Here is a 19,979-nt window from a genome sequence, read left to right on the forward strand (position 1 = left end):
GCCCGCAGGGTCAGCTGCCGGGCAGCCGGCCGTTGCGGAACAGGTCCACGAAGAGCTGGTGGTCCTCGCGGGCTCGGACCCCGTACGCGTGCGCGAAGTCGACCAGGTATTGGACGAAGCCCGGCGCGTCGGCGTCGACCGCGGCGACGATCGCCTCCTCGGTGGAGTAGTCGACCAGATCGTGGCTGGACTCGTCGTCGGCGACCGAGTGCATCCGGGCCACCGCCCGGCCGAGGTCGGTGAGCACCCCGGCGAGTTCCTCAGGCTCGTTGACGTCGGCCCAGTCCAGGTCGGCCGCGTACGGGGAGACCTCGGCGACGAGCTGGCCGACCCCGTCCAGCTCGGTGAACCCCACCCAGGGGTCGGCGTACGCCTGGAGCGCCCGCTGCGACTCGGCGGTCCGGTGCCCCTGGTGCCGGAAGTAGGACCGGACCCGCTCGTCGTCGATGTGCCGCGCCACCGCCGGCACCTGGGCCTGCTTCAGATAGATGACGACGTCGTTCTCCAGCGCCTGGGTGTGCCCCTCGAGCAGCAGGTTGTAGGAGGGCAGCCCGGCCGAGCCGATGCCGACGCCCTTGCGCAGCACCACGTCCTTGATGTTGGCGGCGACCGGGCGGGGCCGGGCGGTCGCCGCCGGCAGGGTGGCCAGGTAGTCGTGGAACGCGGCGCAGACCTTCTCCCGGGTCGCGGCGTCGACCTGGAAGACGCCGTCGCCGAGGGAGAACCGGCGGTCGTAGTTGTCGATGGTGGTCTGCTCGGCGAGCAGGTCCACCCGGGTGTTCAGGCGGGCCTGCTGGAGCACCCGGCGCAGCACGCCGTCGGCGTTCTCCAGGGTGATCGAGCCGATCGCGTCGTCCCCGCCGGCCGCGATGGCCCGCAGCTCGGTCAGGTACGACCGGGCAAAGCCGGTGACCAGGTCGCCGATCACCCGATCGGAGAGCGCCTTCGCATAGCCGAGCAGGGCCACACTGGCCGCGAAGCGCTTCAGGTCCCAGGAGAACGGCCCGACGTACGCCTCGTCGAAGTCGTTGACGTTGAACACCAGCTGCCCGGAGGCGTTCATGTAGGTGCCGAAGTTCTCGGCGTGCAGGTCGCCGTGGATCCACACCCGGCTGGTCCGGTCGTCGAGGTATCGGTCGCTGGCGAAGTCGCCGCGCTGGTCGGCGTAGAAGAGTGACGCACTGCCCCGGTAGAAGGCGAACGGGGAGGCGGCCATCTTGCGGAACTTGCGGCGGAACGCCGCCGGGTCGAGCGCTATCGACGCGCCGAACTCCTCGGTCAGCACGTCGACGATAACGGCGGAGCGCTGGTCCGCGGACTGGGTCATGGCCCGCAGGCTAGACCGGCCCCGCCACCTCAGCCGGTTGGCGGGCGGACCGGCGGCGCGGTGAGGGATTCCACCGGGCGCGGCGTGCTCTCCGCGGGCCGCGGGTCGACCGGTGGGGCGAGCCGGTCGGGGCGGGCCACCCCGCCGACGCCGGACTCCTCGGCGGCGATCTTCTCCTGCAGCCGGAGGATGCCGTGCAGCAGCGCCTCCGGGCGCGGCGGGCAGCCGGGCACGTAGACGTCGACCGGAATGAGCTGGTCGACTCCCTTGGTCACCGAGTAGGAGTCCCAGTACGGGCCGCCGCAGTTGGAGCAGGCGCCGAACGAGATCACGTACTTCGGCTCGGGCATCTGGTCGTAGAGCCGCTTGATCGCCGGGGCCATCTTGTCGGTGACCGTGCCGGAGACCACCATGAGGTCGGCCTGCCGGGGGCCGTGGGCGAACGGGATCACCCCGAGCCGGATGAAGTCGTGGCGGCCCATGCTGGTGGCGATGAACTCGATGGCACAGCAGGCCAGCCCGAAGTTGAACACCCAGAGCGAGTAGCGCCGGCCCCAGTTCAGCACGAACCGGATCGGCTCGCCGAGCACCGCCGGAACCTGCACCTCGGGCCTCCCTCACCTGTCCCCGATGTGACAGTCAACCACAGCGCCGGAGGTGGCAACCCGCGCAACCGTCGCCGGCGTCGATGCGTGTGACGGATGTCGATCGCGTCGGCGGCGACGCGCACGGGGAGGACCAGATGACGGTGACCAGGGAACCGCGGCTCGGTGAGCCGCCACCTGAGCGGACCGCGGAGCGCCCGGAGCGGGCCGAGGCGATCGACTTCGACGGGCTCTACCATGCGCACTTCCGGTCCCTGACGCTCCAGCTCGCCGCGTACTGCGGGGACCTGTCGCAGGCCCAGGACCTGGTCCAGGAGGCGTTCTGCCGGGCGTTCGCCCGCTGGTCCCGGGTGTCCCGCTACGACGACCCGGTGGCCTGGGTACGCCGGGTCGCCTGGAACCTCGCCACCAGCCGCTGGCGACGGCTGCGGACTGCCCAGGCCTGGCTGCGCCGGCAGCGGGAGGAGCACGTGCCCGGGCCGGACCCGGACCGGGTGGCCCTGACCGCCGCCCTGGCCCAGCTGCCGCCCGCCCAGCGGCGCGCGGTGGTGCTGCACTACCTGGCCGACCTCTCCGTCACCCAGATCGCCCAGCAGGAGGGGGTGCCGGAGGGCACGGTCAAGTCCTGGCTGCACCGGGGCCGGGCGGCGCTGGCCGCGCAACTGGCCGGCACGAACGAGGTGGACGACGATGAGTGAGTTCGAGGACATCCTGGTCAGCAGCGAGTTCGCCGCGTTCCGCGCGGCGTACGCCCAAGCGGTGCAGCCGGCCGGCCCGGACATCGTGCGCCGGACCGTACGCCGCCGGCGGCGCCGGACCGCCGTGGCCACCGCGGCGGCCGTGGTGCTCGCCGTGGCGATCCCGGTCGCGGCGAACGCGGGCCTGGACCGGCGCTCCGGTCCGCCGCCCGTACCGGCCGAGACCCGGTCATCGACCCCGTCGGCGACCACCCCGTCACCGGCCCCGTCGCCGAGCGCGGCGGCGACGCCGAGCACGGCCGGCCCCACCGCGGCGGCACCGGACGGCCGGATCAGCAGAGCACAGCTCCTCGCCGCCCGGGTCGACCTGCCCGCCTGGCTGCCCGGTCCGGTGTGCAAGGCGGGGCCGACCCGGATCGCGGCCAGGTACCGGACCGAGGGCGACGTCCTGCTGGAGGACCTCGCCTACGGCGACGTGGACGGCGACGGTGCGGTCGAGACCGTCGCGCTGCTCCGGTGCTCCGTCTTCCAGCGGGGCCCGTCGCAGGTGGTGGCGTTCGACCGGGACACCGCCGGGGGGATCGTGACCCTCGGCCAGGTCACCCGTTCCGACCGACCGACGCCGGAGTGGCTGCTGACGACGCAGGTCACCAGCCGCGGGACGGTCCGGGTGGAGATGGCGGACATCAGCCCCGGAGGCGGCTGGTCGCTGGACTGGTCACAGCGCCAGTGGCGCGGATACCGGTGGACGGGCAAACGGTTCACCCAGGTCGAGGGGCCCACCTCGTTCGGCCCGAACCCGCATCTGGCGGACCTGTCGGTAACCGCGAGCGACCTGGCCTGGGGGCCGAAGGAAGCCGACGGCACCCGCACCGGCACGATCAAGGTCACCGTCCGGAACCTCAGCCGGGTCCCGGCCGGCCTGGTCGAGGTGCATCTGCGGATGCAGCCGGGCGCGACGGCCGACGGCGGCGACTGGTCCACCTGCCAGGACCGCCCGCCACCACCCGACGATGCCCTCAGCTGCCGATTCGGGCCCCTCGGCCCGGGCGCGTTGCGCACCTTCCGGTTCGGTCTCCGGGATTCGAGCGTCATGTCCGGCACCGGCGTCGCCGAGGTGGCCCCGATCGGCACCGACGCTGACCCGCTGATGGACTCGTCCTGGGAGAACAACGAGGACCGCTACCGCTACCGCTGACCCGACCTGCTCGTACGGCCCGCTCGGTGACCACCCGGCGGGCCGTACGCGGTTCTCCGGGTTTGTCGACGGCGGGGCACCGGTGCTCCTCGACCGTCGCGTTGCTGACAAATGTGATCGCAACCCAGGCCGGGTCCGGAACGTGCTACCAGCGACACCGCGGCGGACGACCCGTCGCGGCAACGGGGATCACGGGAGGACTTTGACATGACCACACGTACCAGGCGCCGGCTCGCCGCCGTCCTGATCGGCCCGACCGCGGCGCTGCTGGCGTTCGCCGCACCGGCCACAGCCGCACCGGCCGGCGGCCGGCTCGACGCCGACGTCTCGGTGGGCCGGCTGGTGCTCGACCCGACCGAGCGCGGCTACCGGGGCAGTCTGCCGGTCACGGTGACCAACCGCGGGTCAGCCGAGACGTACTTCAACGTCACGATCGTCGAGCCGGTCGCCGGTTCCATCGGCAACCTGTCCCCGGACAGCCCGTGCGGCTACGGGAGTCCGCAGGACAACCGGCGGGTGATCAGCTGCTCGGTGCCCGGTCCCAACCTGAAGCCGGGCGAGCGGCGGTCGTTCTCGGTCGCCTTCGCGGCCCTCACCACGCCGCGGAACGTGGCGATGAGCGCGGACGGGGGCCGGATCTCGGTCAACGTCGGCGACGGCAACCCGGCGATCGCCGACCGGGAGAGCTTCGGGGCACTCTTCCGCTCCACCTCGGGTTCCCTGCGCAACCCGGTGCCCTACGTCCAGGACAGCCAGGCGCGGGCGTCGATCAGCGCGGCGGGTGCCGCGACGCTGGTGCGGCAGCCGGACGGCAGCTACCACGGCCGACTGCCGGTGACCGTCCGGTGGGCCGGTGACGCCGCGCATGAGTTCCTCTTTGTCGATGCGCCCACCCTGCCGGCGGACGTGCAGATCTGGGGCACCGACCCGCAGGACCTGCCGGGCTCCCTCACCAGCTTCATCGTGCCGGGCGGGCGCTTCATGGCCGGCGAGGAGCGCAGCTTCGACGTGCTGCTCCGCGCCGACCCGGGCACCGTCCCGGGTGACCTCGGCGAGGTCACCTTCCAGCTCGACACGCGGTGGGGCATGGATCTGGTGCCGGACGCCGACCCGGCGGACAACCTCGCCTCGTTCACTCTGACGGCGGCCGACGCGAGTTGACCATCCACGAGGGCCCGGGACCGCACCGCACGGGTTCCGGGCCCTCGTCATGGATGCGGGTCGCCGGGCCCGTTTCGTCCACCGGGGACACCCGCAGTCGATCTCGCTCGTTATCGTGCTGGTCGATGTCCGCCCACAGCGGCGTGACACCGACCACGGGGAGGAACTTCATGGCAGTCACCATGCCCATCGGCCGCCGGATCGCGGCCGGCCTGCTCGGCTCCGCGCTTGCGCTGCTCGCGGCCGGGGCGCCGGCCGCCGCAGCGCCGAACCAGTCCAGTGACACGCTGTCCGTCACCGCGCAGCAGCTGGTGCTGGAGCCGACCGACCGGGGCTACGTCGGCACGCTGCAGGTGACCGTGACCAACGGCAGCCCCACCGCGCAGTCCTTCGGCCTCACCTTCACCGAGCCGGCGGTCGGCTCGCTGACGACCACCGACCCGCTCGCCGGCTGTGTCTACCTCGAGAAGGTGAACGGCCTGCGCCAGATCCACTGCGGGGGCGGCGCGGTCATCGAGCCCGGCGCGAGCCAGCTGGTCCGCATCGGATTCCACGTGCTCACCCGGACGCGGGACTACCCGATGATCGTCGACGGCGGCCAGATCATGGTGCTGCCGGAGACGGGCGGCATCGCCGCCGACACCACCACCTACGCCACGCTCTTCCGGTCCACCAAGGGCAAGCTTCGCAACCCGGTGCCCTACGTCCAGGACACGCTCAGCAACGCCAGCATCACCGCCCATGACGTGACGCTGTATCGAACCTTCCCCGGTGCGGAATACCACGGCGAGATGCGGGTCACCGTCACCTGGAACGGCGACGCGGGCCACGATTTCCTGCAGGTCGAGGCGAACCTTCCCGCCGGGGCCCTGGTCACCGGAACGGACCCGTGGCTCGAGCCGAACGGCTTCCCCGGCACCTGGTTCGAGGTCCCCGGCCACAGGTTCATGGCGGGCGAGTCGCGGACCCTGACCGTGTACTTCAGCGCTCCGGCGGACACCCTGCCCGGTGCCCTCGGCACCGGCTCGTTCAACCTCCGGGCCCAGTTGTTCATCGACGAACTCGCCGACGTCTCCCCGGCCGACAACACGCCGTCGTTCGCGCTGACGGCCATCGACCAGACCTGATCGCGCTCCAGGGCCGGGGCCGGCACCACGTCGGTTCCCGGCCCCGGACGGGCTCACCAGGTCGGGCGTTGCAGCAGCCCGACGAACTCCACGAGCAGCCGCTCGCGCAGCCGCACCGGGGCGGCGTCAAGCAGGGTGTGCACCGCCGCCATCCGGTCCGGCGCCGGCCCGGCTCCGAGCCCCAGGCCGGCCGCCAGTCCGGCGATCAGCTCCGGGGTGAGCGCCGCCGGGGTCAGCGACGCCGCGAGCGCGCGCAGCTCCGGCGGCAGCGCGACCGGACCGGCCGCCCGCGCGGCCACCGCCGCGTCGGCCAGCGCCGGGCCGAACTCGGCCACCCGCGGGGCCACCACCGCGGTCACCGTGAGGTGCACGCTGGCCGGCAGGCCGGCGTACCCGAGCTGGGGCTGGGTGTGCCAGCCGCGGGCGGTCAACTCGTCGACCAGCACGAACAGGTCGAGTCCCGGGTCGTCGCTGGTGAAGCAGACCACGGTGGACTCCGGCTCGGCCAGCAGCCGGAGCCCGTCGACCGCGCGTACCGCGTCGGCCAGCCCGGACACCGCCGCTCGGGTCAGCGCCGCCAGCCGCAGGTAGCCGGTCTCGCCCAGATGGCGCAGGGTGGCGTAGGCGGCGGCGATCGGGCCGCCCGACCGGGTCGAGGCGATCACCGGGTTGACCATCGTGTACCCGGGCCAGTCCGCGTACCCGAAGTACTGCGGCGCTCGCAGCCCCGGATCCCGGTGCAGCAGCACCGACACCCCCTTCGGGGCGTACGCGTACTTGTGCAGGTCGACGGAGATCGAGGTGACCCCGTCGACGGCGAAGTCGAACGCCGGCACCGGCTCGCCGAGCCGGCGCAGCCAGGGCAGCGTCCAGCCGCCGAAGCAGGCGTCCACGTGGCAGCGCACCCCGGCGGCCGCCGCCACCGCCGCGATCTCCGCGACCGGGTCGACCACGCCGTGCGCGTACGCGGGGGCGGAGCAGGCGACCAGCACGGTCTCCGGCCGGATCGCGGCGGCCACGTCGGCCACCGCCGGACGCAGCGTGACCGGGTTCACGGGCACGGTGTCGAGGGCCACCCGCAGGTAGTGGGCCGCCTTGGCGAACGCGGCGTGCCCGCTGGCCGGCACCACGAGCCGCGGCTCGGCGAGATCCGGCCGGGCGTCCCGGGCCGCCTTGACGGCCAGGATCAGTGACTCGGTACCGCCGCCGGTGACGCTGCCGACCACGTCCGGGGCGCTCGTGCCCGGCCCGCCGCCGAGCAGCCGGGCGGCCGCCCCGACCAGGGCGTTCTCCATCGCCAGCAGGGACGGGAAGGCGGTCGGGTCGAGTCCGTTGACGTGGACGCTCTCCGCGTACGCGGCCCGGGCCAGCTCGTCCAGCCCGGCCACCCCGGGGTCGTAGACGTACGCGAACAGCCGCCCGCCGTGGGTCGGCCGGTCGGCCGCGCGCAGGGCCCGGATCTCCGCCAGCACCCGCTCCGCGGGCACCCCCTCGACGGGCAGCGCGCCCGTCCCTTCCTCGGTCATCGATGGCGCCCTTCCTCGGAAGCGGTTTGGCGGCTCATGCGCCCGCGGTCGCGGCAGCCGACTGCGGCGGGCCGGCGGCGAGTTGGGCGGGGGTCAGCGTGTAGGCGCGCAGCAGCAGCACCGGGGCGGCGACCAGCAGGGCCGGCAGGATGGTGAAACCGAGCAGCACGCCGAGGCGGGCGCCGGCGGGCTGGTCGGCGGCGACCCCGGTCGACGACGACACGTACCCGGAGAGCTGGAGGACCAGGCCGTAGATACCGGGGCCGAGGGCCAGACCGAACGTCTCCCCGGCCGTCCACAGCCCGGTGAACACGCCGGCCTGCCGCCGCCCGGTGCGCGCGGTGTCGTACGCGATGCAGTCCGGCAGCATGGCGAGGGCGAAGACCTGCTGGCCCGCGTACCCGACGCCAATCAGCGCGACCACGGCGTAGACCCCGGTGGCCGGCAGCGCGGGCGCGGCGACGAGGGCCAGCGCGCCGGCCGCGAAGAGCAGCGACGCGACAACCAGCGCGGCCCGCTTGCCGACCCGCGCGCCCACCCGGCTCCAGAGCGGCATGACCAGCAGCGCCGGCCCGACGAAGCAGGCGAAGAGCAGGGTCGGCCCGGTCTCCGGGGCGCGGAGCACCTGGCCGGCGAAGTAGCTCACCCCGGCCAGCACGGTCGCCACCCCGGCGGACTGCACCACGAAGCAGACCAGCAGGGCCCGGAACGGCCGGTTCCGGCCGGCGACCGCGAGCTGGGCGCGCAGGCTCGGTTCGCTCTCCCCCATCGTGCCGGCAGGCGCGGACCGGGTGCCGAGGAACGCGCCGACCGCGCCGGCCACGATCAGCGCGGCGACGAACAGGCCCATCCAGCGGTGTCCCGGCACCCCGTCGCCGCCGGCGGTCACCACGGCCGGGGCCACCGCGCCGGAGACCAGGATGGCCAGCGCCAGCACGGCGATCCGCCAGCTCATCAGCCGGGTACGCCCCGCCGGGTCGCCGGTCAGCTCGGCCGGCATCGCCACGTACGGCACCTGGAAGAAGGCGAACGCGGTCGCGGTGGCCAGGAACGCCACCGCCACGTACGCCCCGGCGGCCGGGCCGGCCCCGAACGGCGCGGCGAAGATCGCGGCGAAGAGCACGGCCAGCGCCAGCCCGCCGCCGAGCAGGTACGGCCGGCGGGCACCCCAGCGGGACCGGGTGCGGTCGGAGATCCGCCCGGCCACCGGATTGACCAGCACGTCCCACGCCTTGGGCAGGAGCACCAGCAGGGCGGCCGCCCCGGCCGCGACGCCCAGCGTGTCGGTGAGGTAGGGCAGCAGGAGCAGCCCGGGCACGGTCCCGAACGCCCCGGTGACCAGCGAGCCCAGCGCGTACCCGAGGTGCACCCGGCGGGGCAGCCGGCCGCCCGGCTGCGACCCCGTCCCGTCCATGAGCCCGAATGCTACTCACGTTATGGCGTGGATCACATCCCCTCCTCCGGCGACCAGGCAGCCGCCATGTCCACCCCCGACGGGCGCAGCGGACAGCCCTCGGCCCGCAGCCGGGCCCGCGCCTCCACCTCGTGCCCGGGTGGCAGCCGTCCGGCCGAGTTCACCACCCGGTGCCAGGGCACTCCGCCCCCGTGCCGGGCCATGATCGAGCCGACCAGCCGGGCCGAGGCCCGCCCCGAGCGCTCGGCGAGCGCGTCGGCCACCGCCCCGTACGACATCACCCGGCCCGGCGGGATCCGCTCGACCAGGTCGAGCACCGCCTCGACGTACTCCTCAGGCGTCATGACCGGCCACGATATGGGAACGCGTCCGGGCCCGGGGGACCCGGACGCGCAGAATGGTCGGGTGCGCGAAGCAGTCACCTCGGCCCGCCGGATCGTCGTCAAGATCGGATCGTCCTCGCTGACCACGGCGGCGGGCGGCCTGGACGACACCCGGGTCGACGCCCTGGTCGACACCCTCGGCGCACTGGCCGGCGCCGGCCGCGAGGTGGTGCTGGTCTCCTCCGGCGCGATCGCCGCCGGTCTCGCCCCGCTCGGCCTGCCCCGACGCCCGCGCGACCTGGCCACCCAGCAGGCCGCCGCCAGCGTCGGGCAGGGCCTGCTCATCGGCCGGTACGCGGCCAGCTTCGCGCGGCACGGGCGCACCGTCGGCCAGGTGCTGCTCACCGTGGACGACGTGACCCGGCGGGCGCACTACCGCAACGCGTACCGGACCCTGCGCAAGCTGCTCGACCTGCGGGCGGTGCCGATTGTCAATGAGAACGACACGGTGGCCACCGAGGAGATCCGGTTCGGCGACAACGACCGGCTGGCCGCCCTGGTCGCCGCCCTGGTCGACGCCGACCTGCTGGTGCTGCTCTCGGACGTGGACGCGCTGTGGACCGGCGACCCGACCCGACCCGGCAGCACCCGGATCACCGAGGTGCACGGCGAGGGCGACCTGGCCGGTGTCGACATCCGCGGCGCCGGCCGGGCCGGCGTGGGCACGGGGGGCATGGTGACCAAGGTCGAGGCGGCCCGGATCGCCACCGGCTTCGGCATCCCGGTGGTGCTCACCGCCGCGCCGCTGGCCACCGCGGCGCTCGCCGGCGAGCCGGTCGGCACGTTCTTCCACCCGAGCAGCCGCCGCCCGGCCGCCCGGCTGTTCTGGCTCGCGCACGCCACCGCGCCCCGGGGCCGGCTGCACCTCGACCCGGGCGCGGTGCAGGCGGTGGTCGGCCGGCGCAAGTCCCTCCTGCCGGCCGGGATCACCGCCGTGGACGGTGCGTTCACCGCCGGCGACCCGGTCGACCTGGTGGACGCCGCGGGCGCGCCGGTGGCCCGGGGGCTGGTCAACTACGACGCGGTGGAGCTGCCCGGGCTGCTGGGCCGCTCGACCTCGGAACTCGCCGCGGCCCTGGGCCCGGCGTACGAACGGGAGGTCGTCCACCGTGACGACCTGGTGCTGCTGTGAATCCGGGACGGGTGGCCGTCCCACTGACGCCTGAGGAGTGCAGGATGAGCGTCGTCGAGCAGGCCCGGCGGGCCCGGGACGCGGCGGAGGCCCTCGCGGTCGCCCCGCGTACGGTCAAGGACGCCGCGCTTCACGCGATGGCCGACGCGCTGGTGGCGCGTACCCCGGAGCTCCTGGCCGCGAACGCGACGGACCTGGCGGCCGGGCGCGAGGCCGGGCTGACCGCGGCGGTGCTGGACCGGCTGGCGCTCGACGCGGACCGGGTGGCCGGCATCGCCGACGCGCTGCGCCAGATGGCCGCGCTGCCCGACCCGGTCGGCGAGGTGGTCCGCGGCTCGACCCTGCCGAACGGGCTGGAGCTGCGACAGGTCCGGGTGCCGTTCGGGGTGGTCGGCATCATCTACGAGGCCCGGCCGAACGTGACCGTGGACGCGGCCGGGATCTGCCTGAAGTCCGGCAACGCGGCGCTGCTGCGCGGCTCCTCCTCGGCGGCCCACTCCAACGCCGCGCTGGTCGCCGTGCTCCGGGACGCGATCGCCGCGGCCGGCCTGCCGGCGGACGCGGTGCAGCTCCTCGACGCCACCTCGCGGGACTCGGTGAAGGAGCTGATGCGCGCGCGGGGCCTGGTCGACGTGCTGATCCCGCGCGGCGGGGCCTCGCTGATCCGGACCGTGGTCGAGGAGTCGACCGTGCCGGTGATCGAGACCGGGGTGGGCAACTGCCACGTCTACGTGGACGCCGCCGCCGACGTCGCCAAGGCCGTGGCGGTCACCCTCAACGCCAAGACCCAGCGCCTCTCCACCTGCAACACCGCCGAGTCGCTGCTGGTCCACGCGAACGTCGCGGACGCCTTCCTGCCGGCGATGCTGGCCGCCTTCGCCGACGCCGGGGTCACCGTGCACGGCGACGCCCGAGTCGCCGCCCACTCGGCCGCGGTGGTCCCGGCCACCGAGGAGGACTTCGCCACCGAGTACCTCTCCGCCGACATCTCGGTCGCCGTCGTCGACTCGCTCGACGCGGCGGTCCGGCACATCCGGCGGTACGGCACTGGCCACACCGAGGCGATCGTCACCGACTCCCAGTCTGCGGCCCGGGAGTTCGTGGCCCGGGTGGACGCGGCGGCGGTGATGGTGAACGCGTCCACCCGGTTCACCGACGGCGGCGAGTTCGGTTTCGGCGCCGAGATCGGCATCTCCACACAGAAGCTGCATGCCCGGGGCCCGATGGGGCTGCCCGAGCTGACCAGCACCAAGTACGTGGTCACCGGGGACGGCCACCTGCGCTGACCCGCCTGGGCGCCGCCCTGCTCAGACAGCCGGTGCGGCCGGCTCGGGCGGCGCGGGCGGCGCGGGCGGCGCGGGCGGCCCCGCCGGCTCCGGCCCGGACAGCGGCACGACGGGCGGCAGCACCACGGGCGGCGGCACCGGCGCGCCGGCGTCCGGCGACGGGTCGGCGGACCACGGCGGCGTGCCGGGCGGCGGCACGAACGGCCGGGCCAGCGGGGCGGACGGCGCCACGACGTCCGAGGGCAGCTCGATGGCCGGCGCGACCGGCGGCGGCACGGCGTCCGCGGGGGGCGCCGGGCGCGGTGCCGGCACCGCGGGCGGGCTCGGCAGCGCGGCCGGCTGCGGCGGCACGAACCGGCTGCCGGACAACCGGGCCTCGGGGGCGCTCGGCCGGCAGGCCCGGATCGCGCGCAGCGTGGTGTGCACGTCGAACTGGTGGCCATCGTCGCTGTCCCAGCCGCCGTCACTGCGCTGGGTCTCGGCGAGCCGCTGGCGCGCCGCCACCATCAGCCACTGCTCCTCGCCCACCTCGACCCGGCGCAGCGTGGCGGCCAGCCAGGCCACGTCGGCCGGGGACAGCTGCGGGATCCGCTCGGCCAGCACCGCCTGGATCCGCGCCGACTCGTAGTACATCTGCTGGCGGTGCAGCACGGCCGCGGCCAGCCAGCCGGTGGAAAGGAAGGACGGCCAGCTCCCGTCGGGGGCGAGCTGCGCGGCGAGCGCCTGCGCCGCCGCCTGCACCACCCCGGCGTACGCCCCACCGACCCGGTGGTCGAGCGGGCCGGCGGCGCGGGCGTCCAGCCCGGCGACGGTCAGCCAGAACCCGGCGTTGGCGGTCAGGTACAGCTGCGCCTCCGGGTCACCCGGGGTGGCCCACTCGGGGGCGAACCCGGCCAGTGACGGGTCCTCGTCCCAGCCGCCGTCCGGCAGCTGCCGGGCGGCCAGCCAGTCCAGGGCGTGCCGGGCGGCGGGGCGGCTCAGCCCCCCGAGGTCGTCCAGCTCGGACAGCCGGAAGCAGGTCGCGTCGACCGAGGCGACCTCGCCGTCGAGCAGGGCGGGCCAACCACCGCCGGGTGCCTGCCCGGCCTCGGCCGCGTCTAGCAGTTCGGCCGGCACCGGGGCACCGGTGCGCAGCCGGGAGAGGCGGGCGCGGTCCACCGCGTCCCCATGCGCCACGACGAAGCCGATGGCGGCGTCCAGATCGACCACGACGGAGACGCTACCTGCGGGAACGTGCTCCCGCCTCGGTATCTCGGCTGAGGAGGGCCCGGCTCACCGGCGGGTACGAGCGGGCCCTACCGGCATCGCGGAAGGGCCCGCTCGGTCCGACTCAGTAGGCGGGCAGCGACGGGTCGATCTGCTTGATCCAAGAGAGCACGCCACCCTGGACGTGCACCGCGTCCTTGAAGCCGGCGGCCTTCAGCGCGGCGAGCGCCTCGGCGGAGCGGACGCCGGACTTGCAGTGCAGCACGATCTGCCGGTCCTGCGGGAGCTTGGCGAGCGCCTCACCGGAGATGATCTCGCCCTTGGGGATGAGGGTCGCGCCGGGGATCCGGACGATCTCGTACTCGGCGGGCTCCCGGACGTCGACCAGGAAGACGTCCTTGCCGGCGTCCTGCCACTCCTTCAGCTCCAGCGCGGTGATGGTCGAGTCGACCACCGCCTCCTGCGCCTCGACGGAGACCGCGCCGCAGAAGTCCTCGTAGTCCTCCAGCAGGTCGGTGACCGTCGGGTTCTCGCCGCAGAGCACGCAGTTGGGGTCCTTGCGGACCTTGATCTTGCGGTAGCTCATCTCCAGGGCGTCGTAGACCATCAGCCGGCCGACCAGCGGCTCGCCGATGCCGGTGAGGAGCTTGATCGCCTCGTTGACCTGGATCGAGCCGATGGACGCGCAGAGCACGCCCAGCACGCCACCCTCGGCGCAGGACGGGACCATGCCGGGCGGCGGCGGCTCCGGGTAGAGGCAGCGATAGCAGGGGCCGTGCTCGGCCCAGAACACCGACGCCTGGCCGTCGAACCGGTAGATCGAACCCCAGACGTACGGCTTGCCGAGCAGCACCGCCGCGTCGTTGACCATGTAGCGGGTGGCGAAGTTGTCGGTGCCGTCGACGATCAGGTCGTACTGGGAGAAGATCTCCTTGACGTTGTCCCGGTCCAGCGCGGTGTTGTGGATCTCCACGGTGACCAGCGGGTTGATCTCGCGGATCGACGCGGCGGCGGACTCGGCCTTCGACCGGCCGACGTCGGAGACGCCGTGGATGACCTGCCGCTGGAGGTTCGACTCGTCGACGGTGTCGAAGTCGATGATGCCGAGGGTGCCGACGCCGGCGGCGGCGAGGTACAGCAGGGCCGGCGAGCCGAGACCGCCGGCACCGACGCAGAGCACCCGGGCGTTCTTCAGCCGCTTCTGCCCCTCCACCCCGACGTCCGGGATGATCAGGTGGCGCGAGTAGCGACGGATCTCGTCTACGGTCAGCTCGGCGGCGGGTTCGACGAGCGGGGGCAGCGACACGGTGGACTCCCCGGGATCGGCGGCGGGACCCGGTAATTGTCACTCGCCGCGGTAGGGATCGGCCATGATGAGCGACACGTAGCCCGACATGCGGGAGCGGGAATAGCTCAGACCCCTTCGGTCAACGCCCCCTCGTAGCGGACCCCGTCGACGTACGGCCAGGCGTTGGGCAGGCAGCCGTCCAGTCCGTACGTCTGCTGCTGCATCACCGGGGCCGGCTCGCCCGGCCTCGGGCAGGCCTGGTGCAGCTCGCCGAACTCGTGCCCGACCTCATGGTTGATCACGTACGTCCGGTAGACCTCGAGCGGCGCACCGTAGTCCGGCACCGCCTCCATCCAGCGCGCCAGGTTGATGACGACCCGGCCGGGCAACCGGCAGGAGGTGTACCGCTGGGTGCTCAGGCCTCCGTCGGCGCACATCCGCTCCGAGGTGGCCGGGGTGGCCAGGTAGATGGTGAAGTCGGCGGCGGACGCCTCGGCCACCCGCTGCACCCGCAGTTCCCGGGAGGCGATCCAGCTCCGGGGGTCGCCGAGCACCGCGTCCACCGTGGCGGCGAACTCGTCCGCGTCCTGGCCGGTGTCCTGCTCCACCTCGACGCGGTAGCGGCGCAGCGGCCCCTCGTACCCCCGGACCGGTGAGCGGCCGTCGGCCGCGGCGAAGCTGCCGGGGCCGACGGTCGGGTAGCCGCTCGGCGCCACCCGGGGTTCGTCGCGCCCGCCGTCCGCCGACCGCTGGTTCGAGGTGGCCACCGGGGGCCGGTCGGCGGACCGGTGGACCAGGACCGGCAGACCTGCCACGCTGCCACCCGCCGCCAGCACGGCGATCAGGAGCAGGGCGGTACGACGGCGCCGCCACCGCAGCCGGCGCGGCCCGGGCGGGACCGGGGCGGTGGTCCCCGGATGGGCCGGCGGGCGGTCGAAGTCGAGCCGGGCCGGACCGTCGGGCGGCGGCTGACCGGGCTCGGCATTCGGGCCGGAAGGGGACGGGGAGGTCATATCGCCAGCGTGTCACGCGATTGGGGTGAGCGGCCGCCTTTGCTGCAAGATAACGCGAATGGTTCTCATCATGCCGTCGGGGCACGTCAGAGCGCCGGACCGGTGTACCGCTTGCCGTTCAGGTAGGGCCACGGGTTCGGCCGGCAGCCGTTGAGGAAGAGGGTCTGCTGCTGCATCACCGGTGCCGCCTTCCCCGCCCCCGGGCACCCCTCGTGATGGTGCCCCAACTGGTGGCCGACCTCGTGGTTGATCACGTAGAGCCGGTACGTGTCCAGCGGCACCTTCGCCGCGACCAGATGCGGCGCCGAGGTACGCCAGCGGTCCAGGTTGATGACCACCTTGCCGGGCACCCGGCAGGACGTGTAGGGCCGCCCGCCCACCCGGATGTCGATTCCGCCGGCGAGACACAGCCGGCCGGCGGTGTCCCGGGTGGCCAGGTAGACGGTGAAGTCGTACCGCTCGCCGGGGGCCACCCGCTGCAGCCGGAGCCGGCCGCTGTCCACCCAGCTCCCGGGCCCGGCCAGGGCTCGCTGCACGGCGTCGCCGAAGGCCGGCACCTCCTCGCCGGAGCCGTCCTCCACCGCCACCCGGAAGCGCCGCAGCACCCCTGCCCGGCCCAGCACCTCGCCCGACCGGTCGTCGTACGCGAAGCTGCCCCGCCCGTGCGCGGGCACCGGACCGGGCAGGCTCAGCACCGCCTCCGGGCTGACCGGGCTCGGCGTCGACGACGGGCTCACCGGTGCGGACGGCGTCGGCGCCGGAGTCGTCGGGGCGGACGGCGTCGACCCGGTGCTCGACGGTGCCGGCGGCTGGATCAGCCCCTCGTCGCCGACCAGCACCTCGGCCCAGGCCGACGGCCGTTGCACCGCGGCGGCCACGGCGATCCCGGCGGCGCTCAGGAACGCGAGCAGTACGATCGCGGATCGCCAGCGGACTGTCGGGCGACGGGCGGCAACCGGCGCGGCGGCGCGACGCGGACGGGGGGCGGAGGACATCGCGCTCAGCCTGCCATGTCCCGGCGGAGGGCGCTGTCCTCCGTTCCGGCGAGCAGACCGTCCCGGGGGTCGGCGGGCACCGCGCCACCCCGGGCCTCGGCGGACCCTCCGCCGACCCACGGCTCGGCGGGCACCGCTCCGGCCCGCGACCCGGCCGCCGCCGCGTCGGCCCGGGCCTCGGCGAGCAGTGCCAGGACGGCCCGCGCCACGGTCCGGGGCACCTCCAACTGGGCCACGTGCCCGACCCCGTCGAGCATCAGCAGGCGGCTGTCCGGGATCACCCGGGCGGCCTGCGGCGCCACCCGGACGTCCACCAGCCGGTCCTGCCGTCCCCCGACCACCAGGGTGGGCGCGCGCACCGCCGCCGCCAGCCGCCACAGCGAACCGGTGCCCGGCAGGTACGACCGCAGGAAGCTGGCGACCAGGCCCCGGAACGTCCGGACGTACACGGCGGCGTAGTGGTCCGCCTCGTAGCGGATCCGGATCTCCTCGATCGCCTCCTGCCGGCGCTGGTCACAGATCCGGGTCAGGTCGGCGATGCACGCCTCCATCACCTCCTGGGCCAGCATCTCGGGGGCGAGCTGAGTCAGCCGCCAGGCGGCCACCCGTTCCCCTCCGGGGATCGCCAGCAGCGGCAGCATCCGCCCCTGCAACGAGCGGCGGAAGTCCAGGAACGGCAGCGCCGGGGAGACCAGGGTCAGCGTCCGGACCAGGTCCGGCCGCAGCGCCGCCACCCGTACCGAGACGGCACCGCCGAGCGAGTTGCCGAACAGGTGCACCGGGCCCCGGCCGCTGTGCTCGATCCAGCGGATCACCCGGTCCGCGAAGGCCGGCACGGTGTATCGCCGGCCAGGCTCGCTGCGGCCGAAGCCGGGCAGGTCGATCGCCTGCCCGTCGAGCCGGTCGGCGAGCAGGCCGGCCAGGTCCGTCCAGTTCTGCGACGAGCCGCCCAGGCCGTGCACGTAGAGCGCCGGCTCGGCGCCGGGGCCGGTGGCCGGGGTCTCCCGGACGTACGTCACCGCGCCGTCGAGGCGTACGCCCCGGCCCGGCCAGGGCGGCGGGACATGGTGCGCGGGCAGGAGATGATCCGGCCAGAGGGCGGCGCGTTTCATGGCTCCAGTGTTCCCGCGCCCCGGCCGCCCGACACCGGCCTTCGGCTCAGGCGAGCAGCGCTTCCAGCCGGCGGTTCACCGCGGCCAGGGTCGCCCGGACCGCCGCCTGCCGGGGATCGCCGGCCACCAGCGCCGAACCGGCCAGCTGCTCCACCCAGCCGGCGCAGACCAGCAGCACCACCACGGTCGCCACCTCGCAGTTGCCGAACGGCACCACCGCGGCGTGCTCGACGAAGCAGCGTCCCCGCTCCCCGGTCGAGGCCGCGCGGCCGAGCAGCTCGTCCACCGCCGCCGCGGCGGCCACCGCGCAGAGCCGCAGCACGTAACCGTCGACGGCCGGCCCGGTGGCGTGCCCCTCCGCCGTCCGGTCCCCGGCGATCAGGCGTACCTCCACGGTGGCGTCGAGGCCGAAGGTGCTCATCTGGACGTGGTCGATCAGCACCCGGGGCCCCGGCGCGCCGCTGGTGTCCAGCGGTCGGGAGGGTGCGGTCTCCGTCGTGGTCATCTGCCCGCCCGAGTACGACGTACCGAGCGTGACCGGGCTTCCGGTGGCCGCGCCGGCCGGGGCGGCGGCGAGCGACGACTCCTCCACCGTGGCCCGGCCCCGGTGGGTCGCGGCCTGCCGGCGCCGGCGGGGCGGCTCGGCAGCCGGCTCGGCGCCCTCGGTCGGCAGCTCCGCGGGCCGGCCGGCTCGCGCCTCAGGCGCGCCGAACGGGCCCTCCGCCGACCGGCTCGGGACCGGTCGGGGCGCGCCCGGTCGGTCCTCGGCCACCCGCGGCTCGCCGGTGGCCCGCTCCGGGCGCGTCTGGGCCGACCGGCGACGGACCGGGGGCGGTGCGGCGACGGGAGCACCGGGCAGGTTCTGCGGGGCCGCGGCCAGCCCCATCCGCTCCTGGAGCAGGCGGGCCACCATCCGGCTCACCTCCGCCGGGTCGGCGCCGTCGGCGAGGTCGAGCCGGAGGCTGTGCGCCCCGGCCGGGGTACGGCGCAGCGCCGCGTCCCGGACGCCGGCCACCTCCCGGACGGCGTCGAGGATGGCGTTGACGTCGAAGCCCTCGGGCCGCTCGCGCAGCGGCGCGGGCTCGTCGTCACGGCGCAGGTGGGTGGCGATGCGGGCGAGTTCCGGGGTTTCGGCGGGCGGTTCCACGGCTGGCGGCTCCGGCACGACGGGCACGTCCGGTTCGGCGGGGACGCGCTGCGGCAGCACCGCCGCGGCGGGGTCCGCCGGCCGGGTCTCGGCGGCCGGCTCGGCCGTCGGCACCGGTTCGGGGGCGGACCGGCGGGCCGCGTAGGGGGGCGCGCTCGTCGGGGCGGGCGCGGGGGTGCGGTCGACGCGGGACCCGCCGCCGGCGACGGGGCCCGGCGTCTCGTCGGTGCGTGGCCGGTACGACGCGCCCTCGCGCTCCTCCGCCCGGGCGCCGGCCGGCGGGCCGTACCCGGCGGGCGGGGCGCTGGCCGGGGCCTCCCGCGGCACCGGCGGGGCGCTGGTCGAAGCGGCGTGCGGCGGCGCGCTGAACGGGGTCACCGGCACCGGCGGCCCGGCCCAGGAGGGCCGTTCGCGGCTCTCCCGCGCCACCGGCTCGTAGGCCGGGTGGGATTCGGCGTCGCTCCGGGACACCTCGTACGGCCGGGCCGGCTCGGGGCGCGGTGGCCCGTACCCGGACGGCGGCTCGGCCCGGACCGGCTCGTGCGGGCGGGTCGGCTCGCCGCGCGGCGGCTCGTGGGGCGTGGGCTGCTCGGCCGGCTCGGGTGCCCACTCGGCGGCGCGCTCGTCGCGGGCGCGGCGGCCGACCGGCTCCTCCTCGCGGGCGCGGCGGCCCGTTGTCTCGTCCTCCCGGGCTCGGCGGCCGGCCGGTTCCGCCTCGCGCGACCACGCCGGCGCCCAGCCGCCGCCCCAGCCGGGCTCGGACCACTCCGGCTCTTCGGCCGGCGACGGTCGGCGTTCGTCCGCCGGCGCGCGCGGGTCGTCGGCCGCCGGGGTGCGCGGCTCCTCGGGCGGGTCCACGGCCGGCCCGGCCGGCGGCGCCGACGAGGGGCGCTCGGCCCAACCCCGGGAGAGCGACGGCGGCCCGGCTGGCGAGTCGGCCGGGGCCCAACCGCGCGACAGCGACGGCGGCTCGCCCGGCCCTCGGTCGGCCCAGCCCCGGGACCCGGACGGCGGCTCGGCCGGTGACTCCGGCAGGCGCTGGTCGGCCCAGTCCCCGGCCGCGGCCGGCGACTCGGGCGGGCGCGGGTCGGCCCAGCCCCGGGAGAGTGACGGGGGCGGCTCGGCGGCGGCCCGCTCGGCGGCCGGGGCGTGGAAGCCGGGCGGGACCTCGAAGCCGGAGGCGGCCGCGCCGACCGGCGGCACCTGGAGGGCCGGCGGCGCGGAGGTGGGTCCCCTGCCCTCCGCCCGGCGCGACACGCGGCCGGGCAGCGCTTCGTCCGATGAATGCCGGGCCGGTGGCGGCTCCGCCTCGGCGGACGGCTGCTCCACCGCGGGGGCGGGCCGCTGGGCCGGGACGACCA

The 19,979-nt window shown here is 75.3% G+C and carries 16 protein-coding genes and 1 pseudogene; 6 read left to right on the forward strand and 11 right to left on the reverse strand.

Annotation, left to right across the window (positions count from 1 at the left end; translation table 11 throughout):
• Nucleotides 1-10: 10 nt before the first annotated feature.
• Both ACGF4F_RS15595 and ACGF4F_RS15600 read right to left on the reverse strand, forming a co-directional pair.
• Nucleotides 11-1,327 (reverse strand): DUF2252 domain-containing protein, encoded by a 1,317-nt coding sequence (locus ACGF4F_RS15595; protein WP_357438277.1) that lies wholly within the window; start codon nucleotides 1,325-1,327, stop codon nucleotides 11-13.
• Between the two features lie 29 nt (nucleotides 1,328-1,356).
• Nucleotides 1,357-1,932 carry an NADH-quinone oxidoreductase subunit B family protein gene (locus ACGF4F_RS15600; protein WP_357438280.1) on the reverse strand — a complete coding sequence of 192 codons (576 nt, stop codon included), beginning with the start codon at nucleotides 1,930-1,932 and terminating at the stop codon, nucleotides 1,357-1,359.
• Nucleotides 1,933-2,069: 137 nt separating this feature from the next.
• Between ACGF4F_RS15600 and ACGF4F_RS15605 the strand changes: the two genes are divergently transcribed.
• The 4 genes from ACGF4F_RS15605 (at nucleotide 2,070) to ACGF4F_RS15620 (ending at nucleotide 6,116) form a co-directional block, all read left to right on the forward strand.
• On the forward strand, nucleotides 2,070-2,630 hold the full coding sequence (locus ACGF4F_RS15605; RefSeq protein WP_357438283.1) for a SigE family RNA polymerase sigma factor: 561 nt from the start codon (nucleotides 2,070-2,072) through the stop codon (nucleotides 2,628-2,630).
• A complete protein-coding gene (locus tag ACGF4F_RS15610) occupies nucleotides 2,623-3,828 on the forward strand; it encodes a hypothetical protein (RefSeq protein ID WP_357438286.1) in 1,206 nt (401 codons plus the stop codon). Before ACGF4F_RS15605 ends, ACGF4F_RS15610 begins: the two co-directional genes overlap by 8 nt.
• Nucleotides 3,829-4,035: 207 nt before the next feature.
• Complete coding sequence (locus tag ACGF4F_RS15615; RefSeq protein ID WP_357438288.1) at nucleotides 4,036-4,989, forward strand: hypothetical protein; 954 nt, start codon at nucleotides 4,036-4,038, stop codon at nucleotides 4,987-4,989.
• A gap of 170 nt (nucleotides 4,990-5,159) precedes the next feature.
• Nucleotides 5,160-6,116, forward strand: a complete 957-nt coding sequence (locus tag ACGF4F_RS15620; RefSeq protein ID WP_357438290.1) for a hypothetical protein — start codon at nucleotides 5,160-5,162, stop codon at nucleotides 6,114-6,116.
• 53 nt (nucleotides 6,117-6,169) lie between these two features.
• On the opposite strand, the gene ACGF4F_RS15625 is transcribed toward ACGF4F_RS15620, so the two are convergent.
• The 3 genes from ACGF4F_RS15625 to ACGF4F_RS15635 are packed head-to-tail and all read right to left on the reverse strand — an operon-like array spanning nucleotide 6,170 to nucleotide 9,400.
• Nucleotides 6,170-7,642: an aminotransferase class V-fold PLP-dependent enzyme gene (locus tag ACGF4F_RS15625; protein ID WP_357438293.1), complete on the reverse strand. Its 1,473-nt coding sequence runs from the start codon at nucleotides 7,640-7,642 to the stop codon at nucleotides 6,170-6,172.
• Between the two features lie 34 nt (nucleotides 7,643-7,676).
• The gene (locus tag ACGF4F_RS15630) at nucleotides 7,677-9,056 is read right to left on the reverse strand and encodes an MFS transporter (RefSeq protein WP_393077847.1); all 1,380 of its coding nucleotides are present in this window, start codon (nucleotides 9,054-9,056) and stop codon (nucleotides 7,677-7,679) included.
• A gap of 32 nt (nucleotides 9,057-9,088) precedes the next feature.
• Entirely contained in the window at nucleotides 9,089-9,400 is a 312-nt protein-coding gene (locus ACGF4F_RS15635) for an MGMT family protein (RefSeq protein ID WP_357438297.1), read from the reverse strand.
• A 13-nt stretch (nucleotides 9,401-9,413) separates the two neighbouring features.
• On the opposite strand from ACGF4F_RS15635, the gene proB reads away from it, so the two are divergent.
• A complete protein-coding gene (proB, locus tag ACGF4F_RS15640) occupies nucleotides 9,414-10,571 on the forward strand; it encodes a glutamate 5-kinase (protein ID WP_393077951.1) in 1,158 nt (385 codons plus the stop codon).
• Nucleotides 10,572-10,615: 44 nt separating this feature from the next.
• A complete protein-coding gene (locus ACGF4F_RS15645) occupies nucleotides 10,616-11,857 on the forward strand; it encodes a glutamate-5-semialdehyde dehydrogenase (protein ID WP_357438303.1) in 1,242 nt (413 codons plus the stop codon).
• A 390-nt stretch (nucleotides 11,858-12,247) separates the two neighbouring features.
• Here the strand turns inward: ACGF4F_RS15645 and ACGF4F_RS15650 are convergent.
• From ACGF4F_RS15650 to ACGF4F_RS15675, 6 genes and pseudogenes are all read right to left on the reverse strand, one after another.
• A pseudogene (locus ACGF4F_RS15650) lies at nucleotides 12,248-13,108 on the reverse strand (hypothetical protein); the annotation flags it as partial.
• A 79-nt stretch (nucleotides 13,109-13,187) separates the two neighbouring features.
• Nucleotides 13,188-14,369, reverse strand: a complete 1,182-nt coding sequence (gene moeZ, locus ACGF4F_RS15655; RefSeq protein WP_357438305.1) for an adenylyltransferase/sulfurtransferase MoeZ — start codon at nucleotides 14,367-14,369, stop codon at nucleotides 13,188-13,190.
• A 107-nt stretch (nucleotides 14,370-14,476) separates the two neighbouring features.
• Entirely contained in the window at nucleotides 14,477-15,364 is an 888-nt protein-coding gene (locus tag ACGF4F_RS15660; RefSeq protein ID WP_357438308.1) for a DUF3152 domain-containing protein, read from the reverse strand.
• Nucleotides 15,365-15,450: 86 nt separating this feature from the next.
• Nucleotides 15,451-16,359 carry a DUF3152 domain-containing protein gene (locus ACGF4F_RS15665; RefSeq protein ID WP_357438311.1) on the reverse strand — a complete coding sequence of 303 codons (909 nt, stop codon included), beginning with the start codon at nucleotides 16,357-16,359 and terminating at the stop codon, nucleotides 15,451-15,453.
• A gap of 5 nt (nucleotides 16,360-16,364) precedes the next feature.
• Nucleotides 16,365-17,471, reverse strand: coding sequence for an alpha/beta fold hydrolase (locus ACGF4F_RS15670; protein ID WP_393077852.1), 1,107 nt, complete (start codon nucleotides 17,469-17,471; stop codon nucleotides 16,365-16,367).
• Between the two features lie 46 nt (nucleotides 17,472-17,517).
• A complete protein-coding gene (locus ACGF4F_RS15675; RefSeq protein ID WP_393077954.1) occupies nucleotides 17,518-19,578 on the reverse strand; it encodes a hypothetical protein in 2,061 nt (686 codons plus the stop codon).
• Nucleotides 19,579-19,979: the final 401 nt, after the last annotated feature.

Origin of the sequence: Micromonospora sp. NPDC047740, assembly GCF_043204735.1 — a bacterium.
In the GTDB taxonomy this organism is placed as follows: domain Bacteria; phylum Actinomycetota; class Actinomycetes; order Mycobacteriales; family Micromonosporaceae; genus Micromonospora.

Coding starts and splice junctions, on each gene's coding strand:
- ACGF4F_RS15660 (WP_357438308.1), bottom strand. CDS start 15,364: ATGACCTCCCCGTCCCCTTCCGGCCCGAATGCCGAGCCCGGTCAGCCG.
- ACGF4F_RS15665 (WP_357438311.1), bottom strand. CDS start 16,359: ATGTCCTCCGCCCCCCGTCCGCGTCGCGCCGCCGCGCCGGTTGCCGCC.
- ACGF4F_RS15635 (WP_357438297.1), bottom strand. CDS start 9,400: ATGACGCCTGAGGAGTACGTCGAGGCGGTGCTCGACCTGGTCGAGCGG.
- ACGF4F_RS15645 (WP_357438303.1), top strand. CDS start 10,616: ATGAGCGTCGTCGAGCAGGCCCGGCGGGCCCGGGACGCGGCGGAGGCC.
- ACGF4F_RS15630 (WP_393077847.1), bottom strand. CDS start 9,056: ATGGACGGGACGGGGTCGCAGCCGGGCGGCCGGCTGCCCCGCCGGGTG.
- ACGF4F_RS15605 (WP_357438283.1), top strand. CDS start 2,070: ATGACGGTGACCAGGGAACCGCGGCTCGGTGAGCCGCCACCTGAGCGG.
- ACGF4F_RS15595 (WP_357438277.1), bottom strand. CDS start 1,327: ATGACCCAGTCCGCGGACCAGCGCTCCGCCGTTATCGTCGACGTGCTG.
- ACGF4F_RS15615 (WP_357438288.1), top strand. CDS start 4,036: ATGACCACACGTACCAGGCGCCGGCTCGCCGCCGTCCTGATCGGCCCG.
- ACGF4F_RS15620 (WP_357438290.1), top strand. CDS start 5,160: ATGGCAGTCACCATGCCCATCGGCCGCCGGATCGCGGCCGGCCTGCTC.
- ACGF4F_RS15625 (WP_357438293.1), bottom strand. CDS start 7,642: ATGACCGAGGAAGGGACGGGCGCGCTGCCCGTCGAGGGGGTGCCCGCG.
- ACGF4F_RS15610 (WP_357438286.1), top strand. CDS start 2,623: ATGAGTGAGTTCGAGGACATCCTGGTCAGCAGCGAGTTCGCCGCGTTC.
- proB (WP_393077951.1), top strand. CDS start 9,414: ATGGGAACGCGTCCGGGCCCGGGGGACCCGGACGCGCAGAATGGTCGG.
- ACGF4F_RS15670 (WP_393077852.1), bottom strand. CDS start 17,471: ATGAAACGCGCCGCCCTCTGGCCGGATCATCTCCTGCCCGCGCACCAT.